Below are 16,002 nucleotides of genomic sequence, written 5' to 3' on the forward strand. Positions count from 1 at the left end.
TTGCCCTGAACAAAAATTCAGGGTTTTTTTATGATTAATTTTAACGGAAACATAGTAGCACAGAACGATAATTTATTAATTCAAAATCGTGCTTTTTTGTATGGAGATGGTGTTTTTGAAACACTTAAAATAGTAAATAATAAAGTTCTTTTTCTTGAAGATCATTATTTTAGATTAATGGCCTCCATGCGTGTGGTTAGAATGGAGATTCCGATGAACTTTACAATGGAATATCTAGAGGAGCAAATTCTATCCTTGGTTAATCATAATTCTATTTCCGATTCAGCAAGAGTAAGGATTACAGTATATCGTAATGACGGAGGATATTATTTACCACAAAATAATACAATCTCATTTTTAATACATGCAACAGCTTTGGATAATAAAGCGTATGAAGTAAATGAAAATCCATACGAAGTAGATTTGTACAAAGATTTTTATGTTACTAAGCAATTATTATCATCAATAAAAACGACCAATAAAATAATAAATATTACAGGAAGTATTTTTGCAAATGAAAACGGACTGGATAATTGTATTTTATTAAATGATAGTAAGAATGCTATCGAAGCATTACAAGGAAATTTATTTATGTTGTTGGGTAATAAGTTAATTACGCCACCAGTTTCTGAGGGATGTTTGAATGGTGTAATGCGTAAACAAATTTTAGCTCTTGCTAAAAAACTAACAGACATAGAAGTTGTAGAAGAACCAATATCGCCGTTTGATCTTCAAAAAGCCGACGAATTGTTTCTTACTAATGTTATAAAAGGGATTCAGCCAATAACCAAATACCGTAAGAAAGATTTTACTACTAAGATATCTGTTATCTTAACGCAAAAACTTAATGATAGTATTGCTTAATTAATTGAGATACGGATTCTCTGGTGCATTAGACCAAATGAGATAATCACCTCCCAGTTCAATAATTTGTTCTTTCCAGAAATGGGTTGGTGATTTTCCGATAATTTTATTTTTATAATTATTATCGGCTATAATCCAGGAGTTGCCCTGCATTTCTGTTTCGAGTTGGTTTTCATCCCAACCAGTGTAACCCAAAAAGAAACGTATATTGTTCTTGTTGATTGCTCCACTATTAATTAAGTCTTTTGTAGACTCAAAATCTCCTCCCCAATATATACCATTTGAAATTTCGACACTATTCGGAATTAAATCAGGTATGTTATGGATAAAATAGAGATTGTCCTGCTCAACTGGTCCACCATTATAGATCTTGAATGTGGCGTGGATTTCTGGTATTAAGTCATTAATAGTGTATTTTAGTGGCTTATTTATGATGAAACCTATCGAGCCCTGTTCGTTGTGATCTGCTAATAAAATCACTGATCTGTTAAATGATAAGTCTCCAATTATAGAAGGCTCGGCAATAAGCAGGTGTCCTTTTTTTAATTTTTCTGAAATCATATCTTTACAATTTTTATTAAATTTAAGAATAAAATTTTTAAAATCGTAAATAAAATCGTTAAACAGCAAAAAAAAACCTTCCATATGGAAGGTTTTAATTATATTAAAGGCGTATGTAACTTATTCTTAGTTAACTGCACCTTCTAATTCAGCACCTGCTTTGAATTTTACAACATTCTTAGCAGCGATTTGAATAGTTTTTCCAGTTTGAGGGTTTCTACCATCTCTTGCAGCTCTAGCAGATACTGACCAAGATCCAAAACCTACCAATGATACTCTTCCACCTTTCTTCAAAGTAGCACCTACGTTTCCTAAAAATGATTCTAAAGCTAATTTTGCCGCAGCTTTTGTAATTCCTGCATCAGCAGCAATAGCATCGATTAATTCTGATTTGTTCATAATAATTAGTTATTAATTGTTGGTTAAAAAAAATTGTCAATACACAAATTTAGTAGGAAATACGTTCCTTGCAAGCGTTTTGTTTAATTTTAGTTTGAATTGTTAATAACTTGCTTTTTTTGTTCATAAAGCCACCCAAAAGCATCACTAAATTTAGTGAGTAGCCTTATTTTGTTGATGTTAGTAGACCTTTGCGTTGTCAGAAAAAGTAATCCCATTTAGTAATTCTGCAACCGCCATTCGTTTTTTTCCTGGCAATTGTAAACTCAATAATTGGATATAACCATCAGTAACCGCAATTTTGATTTCTTTTTTGGTACTAATTAAGGTTCCAATTTCAAGATTATGGGCTTCTAAAAGCGGCTTAGCTTCATATATTTTTACGCTTAATTCTTCCTCTTTATCTTTAAGAAAAGTCCAAGCAGCTGGATATGGACTCAAGCCTCTTATTAAACCATTTACTACAGTTGCAGGTTTTGTCCAATCTATTTTGCAGTTCTCTTTGTTTAATTTGTATGCAGTTTTAATTTCGGAATTATCTTCCTGAATAATAGTAGTTACATTTCCGGCTTCTATAGCCTGCAAAGTCTCTATAACAGTTTCGCTTCCTAATTGCATTAATCTGTCATGTAGTTGACCAGCATTTTCAGTAGGTTCTATTTTTGTTTCAGAACTAAGAATCATTGCACCGGTATCAATTTTATCATCAATAAAAAAAGTAGTAACACCAGTTTTAGTTTCACCATTTATTATAGCCCAGTTTATAGGAGCAGCACCACGATAATTAGGAAGAAGGGATGCATGAAGATTAAATGTTCCTAATGATGGCATTTCCCAAACAACTTTAGGAAGCATTCTGAAAGCAACAACAATTTGCAAATTAGCGTTTAGAGCTTTTAATTCTGATAAAAAAGCTTCGTCTTTTAAATTAGTAGGTTGTAATAAAGGAAGGTTATTTGCTAAAGCATATTCTTTTACAGCCGAATATTTTATTTTCTGGCCACGACCCGCAGGTTTATCTGCTGCAGTAATAACGCCTACTACATTATAATTGTTCTTTATTATGGTGTCCAGAATCCCTACTGCAAATTCAGGAGTTCCCATAAAAATGATTCTTAATTTTTCCATTATTATTTTAGGGTATATTTATTATTTGATTTTATGATGATGCGATTGTCTTCAAGTAATTCTTGCAAAGCATGAACAACATCATCGGCACTAATATTAGTACGTGTTTGGATATCTCTAGAACTCAAATCTTCAGATTTTAATAAATCTAGAATAGTTTGTGTAATGGAGTTGTTAGTTTTTTTGACTTTCTTAGTAATGCAATAAGAGCAAATACCACAATCGGTAGCTGTTTTCTCTCCAAAATAATCTAGAATCAATTTGCTTTTGCAAGTTTTCTTCTCATTTACATAATCCAGAACCGATTGTAATTGATCTTTCTTTAAATTATTTTGTTTTTCAAGATATTTCGAAACTCTATTAATAGTAAGGTCATCTTCTCGTACCTCATTAAATAATATAAAGGAATCATTGTTTTTGCTATTATACTCAATGATTTCTTTATCCTTTAATTTTTCTAAAACCTTATGTACTTCAGCTTCTGTACTATTTGATTTTTTAGCTATCAATTGCAGGTTAAACGGAGTTTTCATTTCGTAAATACCGGGGTAAGTACGTAAAATTGCCAGAATGATTTCTTCGTCATTAGAGTTTAAACTCGTATAACGTATTACTTCTCTAGATTCGATAAGAAACTGCATTGTGATTTTTTCCGAAAAACTCTGAGATAAAGTAATGATACCTTGTCGGTCTAAAAATTGTAAAGCGTTGTATGTTTTTAAAGCAGGGAAGTCGTATTTATGACAAAAGCGATTCAAATTAAAAGCAAACTCTTCATTAATTCCTTCGCCGTAGGCAATCTGAAAATAATTACAAAGTTTAACGTACATCTTTTTAAGGAAACTTTTATCGGCTAAATTTTGTATAAACTGACTTTCAGCATTAGCAGTGTCTGATGCGCTAGTGAGCAAAACCGAAAAAGATTTTTCGCCATTACGTCCCGCACGACCAGATTCCTGATAATAGTTTTCGATATTTTCGGGTAGTTGGGTGTGAATTACCGTTTTTACATTCGGTTTATCAATTCCCATCCCAAAGGCATTTGTGGCAACAATAACCTGAGCTTCTTCGCTCATCCATAATTGCATATTCTTGTCTTTTTCTTTAGTCGTAAGACCGCCATGATAATAGGTAGCTTTAAAACCTAAAGATTGTAATTGAGCCGAAATACTTAAACATGATTTTCGGTTGCGTACATATATAATAGATGGCTGAGGATTTTTTTTAAGAATCTGTTCCGTTCTGTATAATTTATCTTCCACCTCAAAAACCATGTAGGCTATATTTTCTCTGGCAAAAGATTGCTGGAAAAGTTTTGGGTCTTTTAAGCCTAGTTCAGTTTTAATATCTTCAATAACTCTTGGAGTCGCCGTTGCGGTTAGTGCAAGAAACGGAATCTTAGGAAAGTGCTTCTTCAGTTCCGAAATTTTAAGATAAGCAGGACGAAAATCGTGCCCCCATTGCGATACACAATGCGCCTCATCTATGGCAATAAGATTTATAGGTAAGTTTTTTAAGCGGTCAAGAATCCAATCCGATTGTAAACGTTCTGGCGATAGGTATAAAAATTTATAATTCCCAAATTGGCAATTATCAAGAAGATTAATGATTTCATCAGTCGCAATTCCGCCAGTAAGAGCAATCGCCTTAATGTTGCGCTTTTGCAAATTAGCAACCTGATCTTTCATCAAGGCTACCAAAGGCGAAACAACCAGACATAATCCTTCCTGCATCATCGATGGAACCTGAAAACAAATAGATTTTCCGCCGCCAGTTGGCAGTAAGGCAAAAGTATCCTGACCATTTAAAACCGAATCAATGATTTCGTTTTGTAAAGGTCGGAAACTATCATGTTTCCAGTATTTTTGAAGAATTGATAATGCTTCTTGCATTTGTCAGGATTAAAGTTAACAATTTAGAAAACAGTTTCTAGTTTTACCAACCTTAAAACTCCGACTAAATTTTATCTAAGATATAAAGAATTCGGTTAGATACAGTATCCTTGGGAACCTCAATAAGTTCGTAACCGTATTTTTTGTACGTTTCTACAAGATGGCTGTAAATAGTTTTGGCTTGTTCAAAATTTTCGTAACGTTCACCGTCACTCATGTAAATTTCTTCCCAGGGCGGAAGCAGAAAAATTTTAGAATATTTGCAATCCTCACATGCAGTTTTAAAATGCTCAGGATAATCATCACCTATATAATCCATATAAGCTACAACATCAGGAATTCCGCGGTCGATAAACACAACTTCCGAAGGTTCTTCTTTTGCGCTTTCGAATTGTTTAATCCGTCCTTCAAGCAATTTTTCACTAAATAACAAGGGTTTTTCAAGAAACAATTGTTCGATTCCTTCCTTTTGGGCCTCCAGAGTTACTTGTCTCGAAATTTCGGGATAACAGCAATATCCATCGGCTACCAAACCATCAATAATAGTAGACTTTCCCGTACCTGGGCCACCAATAATAACAATAATTTCTTTCTGCACTTTCTAAAAATAAAGTGCAAATTTACCTAAACTTATTGGTATTATACAAGATTTTTTTCTTGAAGCGAGTGATTTAGGCTTTTTTAGTAAGGAAAGTTCCTGCTGTTTGCTTCAATCTTTTTCTTTTTTAACCAAAAAAAGAAAAAGGATTTCCACTTCCATCAGGGCTATTTAGGTTTTATTTAGGATTGTTTGGAGTTTATAAAAAACAAGGCGCTAAAGTTATATATAGTTGTTTTAAAACTTTTTAGGTATTAATCTTTTTCTTAAAATACATATTCGGATGTACTTAAGTGTAAAAAAAATCTTATATTTATTGTGATTACTGAGATTTTTAGTAATAATATTTTGTGTAGTTGAAAAACTACTTCCAAATTATTTAACGTTAACCCTAAATTATTTTATCATGGAAAAAACAATTAAAACCCTTTTGTCCTTACTTTTTATTATTATAATAAGTAGCTGTAGTAAGGATGATGATAATAATTCAGCGCCCGATGATGCTGAACGACCTTATCCCGTAGTTGCTCAAAATAGCTATCCCATTGTGTTGGTACACGGAATGCTAGGGTGGGGACGTGACGAAATGGACGGATTTCATTACTGGGGAGGAAAAGGAGATATTCAGGAAGATTTAAAAAAAGAAGGATATCAGGTATATACCGCTTCCATGGGACCCTTGTCTAGCAATTGGGATCGTGCAATAGAATTGTATTATTATATTAAAGGAGGAACAGTAGATTATGGTGCTGTACATTCGCAAAAATATGGGCATAGTCGTTATGGGAAAACATATCCAGGAGCTTACCCACAATGGGATGGAGTAAGTAAAGTACACTTAATTGGTCATAGTATGGGTGGCCCAACACCTCGCTATCTTATAGAGCTTTTAGAAAATGGAGATGTTCAGGAAATGGCTTATGTGGCAGCAACTGGAGAAGCGCCAACAGCTGACTTATTTAAAGGAGGAAAAAAATGGGTACACAGCCTTACAACAGTTGCAGGAGTGCACAACGGAGCATTAACAGCAGATTATTTTGAATTTCGAGAAACAATAGAGAAAATTTTTTTTGGAATAACTGCGCTAGCTGGAGTTACCAAAGAGAATTTTTATGACTTCGATGTTGAGCAATGGGGAATTAAGCGTCAGGAAGGAGAAGGAATTTCCGCCTATTTTGCCAGAGTTAAAGAAAGCAAGTTCTGGAATACAGAAGATAATTGTATGTATGACCTTTCTGTAAAAGCATCAGATTTGCAAAATAAAAATGCAAAAGCATCTTCAAGTATATATTATGCGTCTTATAATATAGATGGTACAGAAGATCTTAATAATGATGGAATACGAGAGCCGCTTACTACAATGATGGAGATGTTAAAGCCAGATGCCATAAAAGTAGGAGCAACTACAATATCGCTTCCTTTTGGTTATATGCCATGGAGAAAAAGTGATGGTTTGGTAAGTATTCCTTCAGCTCAATATCCAATAGGCGAAAAATATCAGATAATGGATACTAAAAAAAGAATGCTTGCAGGATTTGGTATTTGGGATGTACATCCTACCATTATGGGATTAGACCACATGAGTATTGTGATACCAGATAATAAGGCATCTACCTATCAGAATTTACTAGATTTTTACTCGCAAATAGCTAAAGATGTATCTTGTTTGCCTAGATAAAAAGTTTATCAAAAAGCATAAAGTACTTCGCTGTAAATAAGACTAGTTTTTATGCAGTTTTACCATTAAGAAATAAGAAAAGCTGAGTTTGTCTTATTTCTTAATGGTGAAATTAATTTAGTTGCAAAATGAATATTGTGATAAACCTTCTGGTTTCTTCGTATTCGGGATAATAATATGTGATTCAAATTTTCTTTTAGAAATCACATTGCCTAGAAAACTTAAAACATAATCAGGTTGTTTGCCGAATAAATAACCACAAAAACCATGTCCGTTACCACAAGAAGTAATAAGTTCAATATCTTTTTTTAGAGAAGTCATTTTGTTGTAAACAGAATAAGAACCTGAAAGAGTCATAAAGCCCATAGCATCTGTAGGGCAAGACCGATGAGATCCCGTTGCGTAAGGAACTGTAGAATCCTCGCTCCCGTGAGAAAGTAACATCGGAATTGCATTTTGAGATGTGATTAAATCAACATTCATAATCGCGCCCGATCCGCCAATAAGTCCTTTGTATTTAAAGTTTTTCGGTAAATTATTAGCGTATAAATTCATCGATTTATAATCCCAAAAAGCAGCATGAAAGGCAATTTCGCCACCAGCACTGATTCCTGCAATAAATATGTTAGAAGCATCAATATTATAAGCGTTTTTATTTTTAATCATATAAGATGTTGCTTGCCACATATCGCTAACCCCAATTTGAATCGTTTTTAATTTTTCGGATAAAGTCGAGTTGCACCCAAAATCTTTACCTTTCATATATAAAGAATACGAAATGCTAGCAACGGCAATTCCGTTTTGAGCAAGACTATTAGCAAAATCTTTTTCGCCAAAACGATCTCCGCCCGAAAAGCCACCTCCGTGAGCAAAAATGACAAGAGGTATTTTTTTGTTCGATTTTTTTAGAGGCAAGTATAAATCAAGTTCCAGTTTTGTAGAATCATTCTCAAAATAAGTTAATGTTTTGATTTCTTGAGCAGTAAGAGGAAATGAAGTAAAAGAGATAAAAAGGAATAAAAGGAAAAAAGGCATTCTCATTATAGTGGTATTTTATTATAAAGTATGTTCAATTTTCCAAAGATAAAACAATTAAACAGGTTGGGCTATAATCTGGAGTTTTAACAATTTTAGTAAAGCACATTTAGACTTGTAAAAGAGTAAAATAAGGCTAATTTTAAGTAATGTTTCGTATTATAAAAAAATCACAAATGCTAAATATCAAATCTCAAATCAAAAACGTATATTTGCGTTTATTTTAATGAAAGAATGGACGAAGATAAAGAAAAAACCACCGCCGAATTTTACGAAAGATTAAAGGTTGAGTTAGACAACAGTAACACTTGGCCTGCAGAGTATTTGTATAAATTTATTGTGCCTACAGTAGCAGATAATGTTGAGCGCGTAGAGAAAGCTTTTGATGGTATGGGAGCAGTAATTAAAACTACAAAATCCAAAACAGGTAAATTTACCAGTGTTTCGGTGGATGTTACTATGAAAGGCTCGGATGAAGTAATCATTAAATACCAGGAAGTTTCTACAATTGAAGGTATAGTTTCACTATAAATATGATCGAAAAATATAAAAAAGAAAATGCGAATGATGTTGTTTTTAATTTAGAATACAATTCTGAAAGACAACATTTAATCATTCCAGAGTATGGTCGTCATTTGCAAAAATTGATTGATCAGGCTACTGCTATAGAAGACGTTGAGCAACGTAACAAAGCAGCCAAATATATTATTCAGGTAATGGGAAGCTTGAATCCGCACTTGCGTGATGTACCCGATTTTCAACACAAACTTTGGGATCAGCTTTTTATCATGTCTGATTTTAAACTAGATGTAGAGTCACCATACCCAATACCATCTCGCGAAGTATTACAGCTAAAACCAGATGTATTAAAATACCCTCAAAATTACCCAAAATACAGATATTACGGTAACAATATCAAGTACATGATAGATGTTGCGAACAAATGGGAAGAAGGCGAGATGAAAAATGCATTAGTATTAGTAATTGCTAATCACATGAAAAAATCTTACCTGAGCTGGAATAAAGATACTGTAAGAGATGATGTTATTTTTGAGCATTTGTATGAACTATCAGATGGTAAAATAAATCTTTTGCAAAGTTCAGAAGAGCTACTTAATACAACCGATTTGTTACGTACTAATAAACGTATATCAAATAAAATAACACCCGCTGGACAACCTAAAATTCAGAACAATAAGAATACAAAAGGACCAGGGAAATCAAAGCCGTTTCAAAAAAACAATAATCAGAAGTAAAAAAAGTTGCTAAGATGCTAAGTGACTGAGTTGCTAAGTTTTTTGAAAAGAGAAAACTTAGAACCTCAAAGCTTTAGGAACTATAAAAAGAATAATCAAAAAAGGTGCTAAGTTACTAAGAGACTAAGTTGCTAAGAAATTTTCAGCTCAGAACCTTAGAACCTTAAAAAAAGAAGAATCTAAAAGAAAAATATGGGAATTTTTAAAATCGAAGGTGGAATCCCTTTAAAAGGAGAAATCACTCCACAAGGAGCAAAAAATGAAGCGTTACAAATTTTATGCGCAGTACTTTTAACCTCAGAAAAAGTAAAGATTAATAACATTCCTGATATTATTGATATCAATAAATTAATTACGCTTTTAGGAAACTTAGGTGTAAAAATTCAAAAGAACGAACCAGGTTCAATTACATTTCAAGCTGATGAGGTAAATGTAAATTACCTAGAAACTGAAGCTTTCAAGAAAGAAGGTGGAGCACTTCGTGGTTCAATTATGATTGTAGGACCACTTTTGGCACGTTTTGGTAAAGGATATATTCCAAAACCAGGAGGAGATAAAATAGGTCGTCGTAGATTAGATACTCACTTTGAGGGATTCATTAATCTAGGAGCAAAATTTAGATATAACAGAGAAGATCACTTTTATGGTGTAGAAGCTCCAGAAGGATTAGTAGGAACAGATATGTTGCTTGATGAAGCATCAGTAACTGGAACTGCAAATATTGTAATGGCCGCAGTTTTGGCAAAAGGACAAACAACAGTTTACAACGCTGCTTGTGAGCCTTACTTACAACAATTGTGCAAGATGTTGAACTCAATGGGAGCTAAAATCTCAGGAGTAGGTTCAAACTTATTGACAATAGAAGGAGTAGAAAAATTAGGAGGTTGCGAGCATAGAATTCTTCCGGATATGATCGAAATCGGATCTTGGATAGGTTTAGCTGCAATGACAAAAAGTGAAATCACAATTAAAAATGTAAGTTGGGAAAACCTAGGACTTATCCCAAACACATTTAGAAAATTAGGAATCACAATAGAAAAACGTGGAGATGATATTTATATCCCTGCTCACGTAAACGGATATGAAGTAAAAACTGATATCGATGGATCAATCTTAACTATTGCCGATGCGCCATGGCCAGGATTTACTCCAGATTTATTAAGTATCGTTTTGGTTGTGGCAACACAAGCAAAAGGAGATGTTTTAATTCACCAAAAAATGTTCGAAAGTCGTTTGTTTTTCGTAGACAAACTAATCGATATGGGAGCAAAAATTATGTTATGTGATCCGCATAGAGCCGTTGTTATGGGACATAACTTTGAATCACAACTAAAAGCAACAACAATGTCGTCTCCAGATATACGTGCTGGAATCTCATTATTAATTGCAGCTCTATCAGCAAAAGGAACAAGTACAATACAAAATATAGAACAAATCGACCGTGGATACGAACGTATCGACGAGCGTTTAAGAGCAATTGGAGCCAAAATCGTAAGAGCGTAAATATCTTAAATGACAAACGAACAAAAAGCTATAAAAGCTACATACTTTAGTATAGTTGGAAACACCTGCTTAGCCGTTATAAAAGGCTTGGCAGGTTTTTTTGGCAATTCTTATGCCCTTATTGCAGACGCGATAGAGTCGACTACAGATATATTTTCGTCTTGTTTGGTCTTATTTGGGATTAAATATTCTAACAAACCAGCAGATGAAAATCATCCTTACGGACATGGTCGTGCAGAACCTTTAATCACATTTTTAGTTGTTGGTTTTTTAATTACTTCAGCAACAATTATTGGCTACGAAAGTATTGCCAATATACAAACCCCGCACGATTTACCAAAATCATGGACTTTGTACGTATTGGGTGCAATTATAGTCTGGAAAGAATATTCGTTTAGACTAGTAATGAAACGTAGCAAACAAACTAATAGTTCATCATTGGCAGCAGATGCTTGGCATCATCGTAGTGACGCTATTACATCGGTAGCAGCATTTGTCGGAATTTCGATTGCACTAATTATGGGTAAAGGTTATGAATCTGCGGATGATTGGGCGGCACTTTTTGCAGCTTTCTTTATCTTATATAACAGTTATAAAATTTTCAGACCTGCGCTTGGCGAAATAATGGATGAGAATTTGAATGATGATTTAGTCGAAGAAATAAGAATAAAATCGTTAACCGTAGTAGGTATTCTAGGAACCGAGAAATGTTTTATCCGTAAGGCAGGAATGAAATATCATGTAGATCTACACGCTATCGTATCGGCTAAAATTTCGGTAAAAGAGGGACATGAATTATCACATAGATTACAAGATACACTAAAAGAAAAAATACCTCAATTAGGTAATGTTTTGATTCATATTGAACCAGATGATTATCAATAGAAAGAGGTTCAAAGGTTCTTTTAAAGGTTCAAAGAGACAAAGGTTCTGAGGTGCTAAGGTTTCTTTGTAAAAGTTTAAACTTTGACAAAGATATAAGGAAGACAAAAAAAAGAAATCCGTTTATTCTTTTATGGAGTAAACGGATTTCTTTTTTTAAGGTTCAAAGAGGTAAAAGTTCTGAGGTGCTAAGGTTTCTTTGTCAAAGTTTTTAACTTTGATAAAGATTTATCTGCAAAACTCAACTTATATGTTTTTTACAGAAGTGAAAAAAATCAGAATTTAGTTTATCAAAATCTGCCGAATCTACTTTGTTATGCGAAATCTGCGTGAAATATTTATGTGAATATCTCCTAAATTACTCTAGGATATTAAGAAACTTCAATCCAAAAACTACTCCGTTTTGTTGTATTCCGCTTTGGTAAGAGTGAACATAATCTACACGAAACATTCTGAATTTCCCGAAACCAAGATTGTCTAATCCAACAGTAAATTCAGAATACGGTTTAGTATTTGGAATTTCAAGAGAATGAAATCCGATGTTTAAAGTCGATTTTAATTTATTCAATAAAGGAATTTTGTTCATAATATATCCATTATCATTATGTTCCATATGAACTTCAAAATAACTATCGTTTGTACTATTCGTATAATAAGGTAAAAGATTAAATACATTCAGATATCTATCTGCTTGACCTATATGAGTTTGGTTTCCGTTAAAATGTTTGTAATCCATAAACGCGATATTCTCAGCATTAAAAAACTTACCCGCTTTTATATTTATACCCAAAAGACCTTTATTTCCTAAAGTTAAATCATATCGTACAGCAGCACTTAAAAGATCAAATTCATATTTTTTCTCGCTGGCAGCTAAACTTTTTTCATAACCTAAAAATAAGGTTGGGTATTTCTCATTCTTGATATTATACTTTCCGTCTGGTCTGGAAATATATTTGTTCCCAAAATTAATTCTAGTGTTTAAATTGGCTTTAATCAAATGATGTTTCTCAAAAGGAGAATTTATAAAGTCATTTGGCGCAAGCGGATTGTTAGAAGAGTATAAATCATCTTTATTAAAGAAAGAGTAATCAGTAGTATTAAAAAGAGGTTTGCGTTGCTCGTAAGCTACTTTTGCACCAATACTAATGCCATTAGCTACATTTTGAGAATAGGCTAGTTGAGCATATTCCAGATTGTATACTTTCATATAGTTATCCTTAAAAAATAAAGAACTCACAGAGTTGATAAATTTACTTATAGGTTCACTATTATTAAACTGGTTTACTTTAGTTCCTCCAGAAGCAAGGATTGTTGCATAATTTTGATGATTAAAAGTATGCTTAAATTCACCCGTAACACGTAAGCGCTCATCGGAAAAACCATAATTTATTGCAGTACTTATAGCAGTTTCTTTGCCTTTTTCCTCATTCCAATTTTTATAAGAAAAACCAGTTCCAATATTAAAACCTTGCACAGTATTAAAACTAAGCGCACTCAAGTCTAATAAACCGTTGTATTGAAACGAGTATTTTTTAAAAGTATTCTTGTGTTCGTGACCGAGTAATATGTCGGAAAAACTAAACTTGTTATTTTTGGCATCAATAGAATCCGTGTATTTTCTCGATGTTCGAATAGTTTGTAAACTATCTTTCTTAATGTAATCGCTACTTTCTTCAATTGTTAACGGAATCGGACGGATAGAATTCCAATAAGAATCATCTTTTTTATTCGCATTAGCTTCAAAACTTACGATTTCGTTTGTAAAAGTTTTCTTTTCAAAAGAATCCGGAAACTCATAATTGGTATATACATAATTAAACTTTCCTGTAAATTGTACGCCAAAAGCCCCTGCTGTAAAAGATAGGCTTTGAGCATTTTTTGCCCACAATTTGTTTTTAGGGTTATAACTAAAACTTTGTTTAAGGTTCATTATTTGTGTAAGCTCATTTTTCATTCGGTATCCTTTTATATCCAGATCAATGGCATAAATGGCAAAACTATCATCGATAATATAAATGTATCCTTCAAAAACGGGTTCTTTATCACGTTTCGGGATAACTTTTATTTTATAGATTTGCTGGTTGTTATCATCAAAAAAAGTTCCCTCGAGTTTGTATTTGTAATAATTAAAAGCATTATCCGCGATAGGCGAAATCATCCTTACGTTGAATTTTAATGTGTTATTGTAAAAATCATAAGTAGACAAACTTGCTGTATTATAGCTATAACCTTTATTGTTGCCAGAGATTTTTGAGGCTATGATTTTCTCTTTAAGATTATCAGGTTTCTCAAAAGTAATTTTAGAAATAGTTTCAGATAGATACAAAACCCCTGTTCCTGTAGAATCTAGATTAGAAGCCATTTCATCTCCAATATCTATCTTCATTCCCATAATCTTTTTAGGAAGGTCTTTGATTTTAAATAACCCTTTAGAATAAAAGTCAGCGGTATATCGACCTGTTTTTTCAGAGTTGTCCTTTTTATTAGCAATAGCACTTTTTATAATGTCATTGGCAGGATTGTCCTTTGGGTTAATTATTACCTCGTTAAGAGTGAAATTTTCTTCAACGAGTTTTACATCGAGCGTATAAGCAGATGCAGAAGATGGTACGGTTAGTTTTTGGGCTTTAAACCCTAGAAACTGAAATATGATTTTGTTCTTTCCAATCTCCTTTACATTGAGTTGGTATTTTCCTTGTTCGTTAGATGTGGTACTATTATAAGTGTTCTCTTCGAAGACAGAAACAAATGGTAAAGGATTTCCTTTTTCATCAGAAATTGTTCCTTTAATCTGTGCGTAATTTGAAAATGAAAGTAATAAAAAGGCAAATAAAATAGAGTTTTTCATATAGGTACATTTCTATTTCAAAAATAAAAGAAGTTAGAAATGAACCTATTAAAACTATGTTAAATGATTTATAGCGCTTTAACTATAAAAAAGAGCGTATGGCAAGTTCGTAGCTTTTTAATCCAAAACCAAGAATAACACCTTTGGCATTTCCCGAAATGTACGATTGGTGGCGGAAGCTTTCTCGGCCATAAGTATTAGAGATATGTACCTCGATTACTGGAGTTGTAACCGCTTTTATAGCATCGCCAATACCTATAGAAGTATGTGTATACGCACCTGCATTTAAAATAATACCATCATAATTAAAACCAAATTCTTGTATTTTACCAATCAGTTCACCCTCGATATTACTTTGGTAATAGCTTAGTTCTATATTTGGGAAAGAAGTTTGTAGTGTTGCAAAGTAATCTTCAAAAGTTTGTGATCCGTAAACTTCAGGTTCTCTTTTTCCTAAAAGATTTAAATTCGGTCCGTTTATAATGATAATTTTCATAATTCTAATTTGTGTAAAAATAAAAAAACCGTTCCAATAAATAGAACGGTTTTTATAAAAGTATGTGAAATTTGTTAGAACATGAATCCAGCAGAAAGTTGGAATACAGAGTTTTTAACATCAGCATTTTTTGAAGCTTCAGTTAATCCTAATCCGTAACGACCTTGAACAAATATATTTTCAGTAAGTTTAAATCCTAAACCTGCATTAAGACCGAATTCAAAAGTTTCACCATTTTTTACATCAAAATCATTTTTCTCGCTTAATAAGAATGATGCTTGAGGACCTAATTCTAAACTAAATGATTTAGTAAGGTAAAATTTAGCCATTATAGGAATAGATAAATATCCTAATTCATTTTTAAATTCACCAAAGGCATTTTTATAAGTAGCTCCTTGAGTAGAGTATAAAAGCTCAGGTTGGATAGAGAATTTTTCAAGTAATTTAATTTCTGCTACTACACCCGCATGATAGCTAGTAATACCTTCTTTGTCTACTGAAATTCCGTCAAAAGCACCATCTCCAGTTTGATTTGCAAAGTTAACCCCTGCCTTTACACCAAAACGTAATAATTGTGCTTGCATTGTTGCTGATGTTGCTATGAACAGTACAGCTACTAAAATTATTCTTTTCATAAAAATTCTTTTTAAAAGTTTGATTGATTTTTCTGTATGTTAAAACTCTTATAATTTGCAAATATTGTTTAAATAATAGTAAGATTCCAATTTTTAATATTAAATAATTGCTTGCAAATGTCTTTGTTCGTTAGCAAAAATAGATGCTATTGGCTGGTAATCAATTATACTTATAAAAAATAGTTTTATAGAATTTACATACTATTTTTTATTTAATAGTATTTTAT

At 32.7% G+C, this 16,002-nt stretch carries 15 protein-coding genes; 6 read left to right on the forward strand and 9 right to left on the reverse strand.

Annotated features, from left to right (window positions below):
- Positions 1-30: 30 nt before the first annotated feature.
- Positions 31-864, forward strand: a complete 834-nt coding sequence (locus IW20_RS08375; protein WP_035620802.1) for an aminotransferase class IV — start codon at positions 31-33, stop codon at positions 862-864.
- On the opposite strand, the gene IW20_RS08380 is transcribed toward IW20_RS08375, so the two are convergent.
- From IW20_RS08380 to IW20_RS08400, 5 genes are all read right to left on the reverse strand, one after another.
- Positions 865-1,425, reverse strand: coding sequence for a YqgE/AlgH family protein (locus IW20_RS08380; protein ID WP_035620855.1), 561 nt, complete (start codon positions 1,423-1,425; stop codon positions 865-867).
- Positions 1,426-1,551: 126 nt separating this feature from the next.
- A complete protein-coding gene (locus IW20_RS08385; protein WP_017498096.1) occupies positions 1,552-1,824 on the reverse strand; it encodes an HU family DNA-binding protein in 273 nt (90 codons plus the stop codon).
- Between the two features lie 180 nt (positions 1,825-2,004).
- Positions 2,005-2,952 carry a methionyl-tRNA formyltransferase gene (gene fmt, locus IW20_RS08390; protein WP_035620805.1) on the reverse strand — a complete coding sequence of 316 codons (948 nt, stop codon included), beginning with the start codon at positions 2,950-2,952 and terminating at the stop codon, positions 2,005-2,007.
- 2 nt (positions 2,953-2,954) lie between these two features.
- Complete coding sequence (locus IW20_RS08395; RefSeq protein WP_035620806.1) at positions 2,955-4,844, reverse strand: RecQ family ATP-dependent DNA helicase; 1,890 nt, start codon at positions 4,842-4,844, stop codon at positions 2,955-2,957.
- Between the two features lie 64 nt (positions 4,845-4,908).
- Positions 4,909-5,442, reverse strand: coding sequence for an AAA family ATPase (locus IW20_RS08400; protein WP_035620808.1), 534 nt, complete (start codon positions 5,440-5,442; stop codon positions 4,909-4,911).
- Positions 5,443-5,848: 406 nt separating this feature from the next.
- Here IW20_RS08400 and IW20_RS08405 point away from each other — a divergent pair, with 406 nt between their 5' ends.
- Entirely contained in the window at positions 5,849-7,120 is a 1,272-nt protein-coding gene (locus IW20_RS08405; protein ID WP_051885653.1) for an esterase/lipase family protein, read from the forward strand.
- A gap of 117 nt (positions 7,121-7,237) precedes the next feature.
- Here the strand turns inward: IW20_RS08405 and IW20_RS08410 are convergent, their stop codons facing one another.
- Complete coding sequence (locus tag IW20_RS08410; protein WP_035620809.1) at positions 7,238-8,161, reverse strand: alpha/beta hydrolase; 924 nt, start codon at positions 8,159-8,161, stop codon at positions 7,238-7,240.
- A 228-nt stretch (positions 8,162-8,389) separates the two neighbouring features.
- Here IW20_RS08410 and IW20_RS08415 point away from each other — a divergent pair, with 228 nt between their 5' ends.
- From IW20_RS08415 to IW20_RS08430, 4 genes are all read left to right on the forward strand, one after another.
- Positions 8,390-8,686, forward strand: a complete 297-nt coding sequence (locus tag IW20_RS08415; protein ID WP_035620811.1) for a DUF493 family protein — start codon at positions 8,390-8,392, stop codon at positions 8,684-8,686.
- Between the two features lie 2 nt (positions 8,687-8,688).
- Complete coding sequence (locus IW20_RS08420; protein ID WP_035620813.1) at positions 8,689-9,411, forward strand: DUF4290 domain-containing protein; 723 nt, start codon at positions 8,689-8,691, stop codon at positions 9,409-9,411.
- Between the two features lie 192 nt (positions 9,412-9,603).
- Positions 9,604-10,914 (forward strand): UDP-N-acetylglucosamine 1-carboxyvinyltransferase, encoded by a 1,311-nt coding sequence (murA, locus tag IW20_RS08425; RefSeq protein ID WP_035620815.1) that lies wholly within the window; start codon positions 9,604-9,606, stop codon positions 10,912-10,914.
- 9 nt (positions 10,915-10,923) lie between these two features.
- Positions 10,924-11,799, forward strand: a complete 876-nt coding sequence (locus tag IW20_RS08430; RefSeq protein ID WP_035620816.1) for a cation diffusion facilitator family transporter — start codon at positions 10,924-10,926, stop codon at positions 11,797-11,799.
- A 355-nt stretch (positions 11,800-12,154) separates the two neighbouring features.
- Here IW20_RS08430 and IW20_RS08435 read toward each other — a convergent pair whose 3' ends face one another.
- The 3 genes from IW20_RS08435 to IW20_RS08445 all read right to left on the reverse strand — a co-directional run bounded on the left by IW20_RS08435 (position 12,155) and on the right by IW20_RS08445 (position 15,775).
- Positions 12,155-14,644, reverse strand: coding sequence for a DUF5686 and carboxypeptidase regulatory-like domain-containing protein (locus tag IW20_RS08435; protein WP_035620818.1), 2,490 nt, complete (start codon positions 14,642-14,644; stop codon positions 12,155-12,157).
- A gap of 82 nt (positions 14,645-14,726) precedes the next feature.
- Positions 14,727-15,140 carry a type II 3-dehydroquinate dehydratase gene (aroQ, locus tag IW20_RS08440; protein ID WP_035620819.1) on the reverse strand — a complete coding sequence of 138 codons (414 nt, stop codon included), beginning with the start codon at positions 15,138-15,140 and terminating at the stop codon, positions 14,727-14,729.
- A 74-nt stretch (positions 15,141-15,214) separates the two neighbouring features.
- Positions 15,215-15,775 (reverse strand): porin family protein, encoded by a 561-nt coding sequence (locus IW20_RS08445; RefSeq protein ID WP_035620820.1) that lies wholly within the window; start codon positions 15,773-15,775, stop codon positions 15,215-15,217.
- Positions 15,776-16,002: the final 227 nt, after the last annotated feature.

Source organism: Flavobacterium hydatis (genome assembly GCF_000737695.1).
Taxonomy (GTDB): domain Bacteria; phylum Bacteroidota; class Bacteroidia; order Flavobacteriales; family Flavobacteriaceae; genus Flavobacterium; species Flavobacterium hydatis.

Bases quoted from the DNA above. Each gene is read 5' to 3' on its own strand.
- IW20_RS08405 (WP_051885653.1), top strand. From the start codon at position 5,849: ATGGAAAAAACAATTAAAACCCTTTTGTCCTTACTTTTTATTATTATA.
- IW20_RS08445 (WP_035620820.1), bottom strand. From the start codon at position 15,775: ATGAAAAGAATAATTTTAGTAGCTGTACTGTTCATAGCAACATCAGCA.
- IW20_RS08420 (WP_035620813.1), top strand. From the start codon at position 8,689: ATGATCGAAAAATATAAAAAAGAAAATGCGAATGATGTTGTTTTTAAT.
- IW20_RS08380 (WP_035620855.1), bottom strand. From the start codon at position 1,425: ATGATTTCAGAAAAATTAAAAAAAGGACACCTGCTTATTGCCGAGCCT.
- murA (WP_035620815.1), top strand. From the start codon at position 9,604: ATGGGAATTTTTAAAATCGAAGGTGGAATCCCTTTAAAAGGAGAAATC.
- IW20_RS08430 (WP_035620816.1), top strand. From the start codon at position 10,924: ATGACAAACGAACAAAAAGCTATAAAAGCTACATACTTTAGTATAGTT.
- aroQ (WP_035620819.1), bottom strand. From the start codon at position 15,140: ATGAAAATTATCATTATAAACGGACCGAATTTAAATCTTTTAGGAAAA.
- IW20_RS08385 (WP_017498096.1), bottom strand. From the start codon at position 1,824: ATGAACAAATCAGAATTAATCGATGCTATTGCTGCTGATGCAGGAATT.
- IW20_RS08415 (WP_035620811.1), top strand. From the start codon at position 8,390: ATGGACGAAGATAAAGAAAAAACCACCGCCGAATTTTACGAAAGATTA.
- fmt (WP_035620805.1), bottom strand. From the start codon at position 2,952: ATGGAAAAATTAAGAATCATTTTTATGGGAACTCCTGAATTTGCAGTA.
- IW20_RS08410 (WP_035620809.1), bottom strand. From the start codon at position 8,161: ATGAGAATGCCTTTTTTCCTTTTATTCCTTTTTATCTCTTTTACTTCA.
- IW20_RS08395 (WP_035620806.1), bottom strand. From the start codon at position 4,844: ATGCAAGAAGCATTATCAATTCTTCAAAAATACTGGAAACATGATAGT.
- IW20_RS08375 (WP_035620802.1), top strand. From the start codon at position 31: ATGATTAATTTTAACGGAAACATAGTAGCACAGAACGATAATTTATTA.
- IW20_RS08435 (WP_035620818.1), bottom strand. From the start codon at position 14,644: ATGAAAAACTCTATTTTATTTGCCTTTTTATTACTTTCATTTTCAAAT.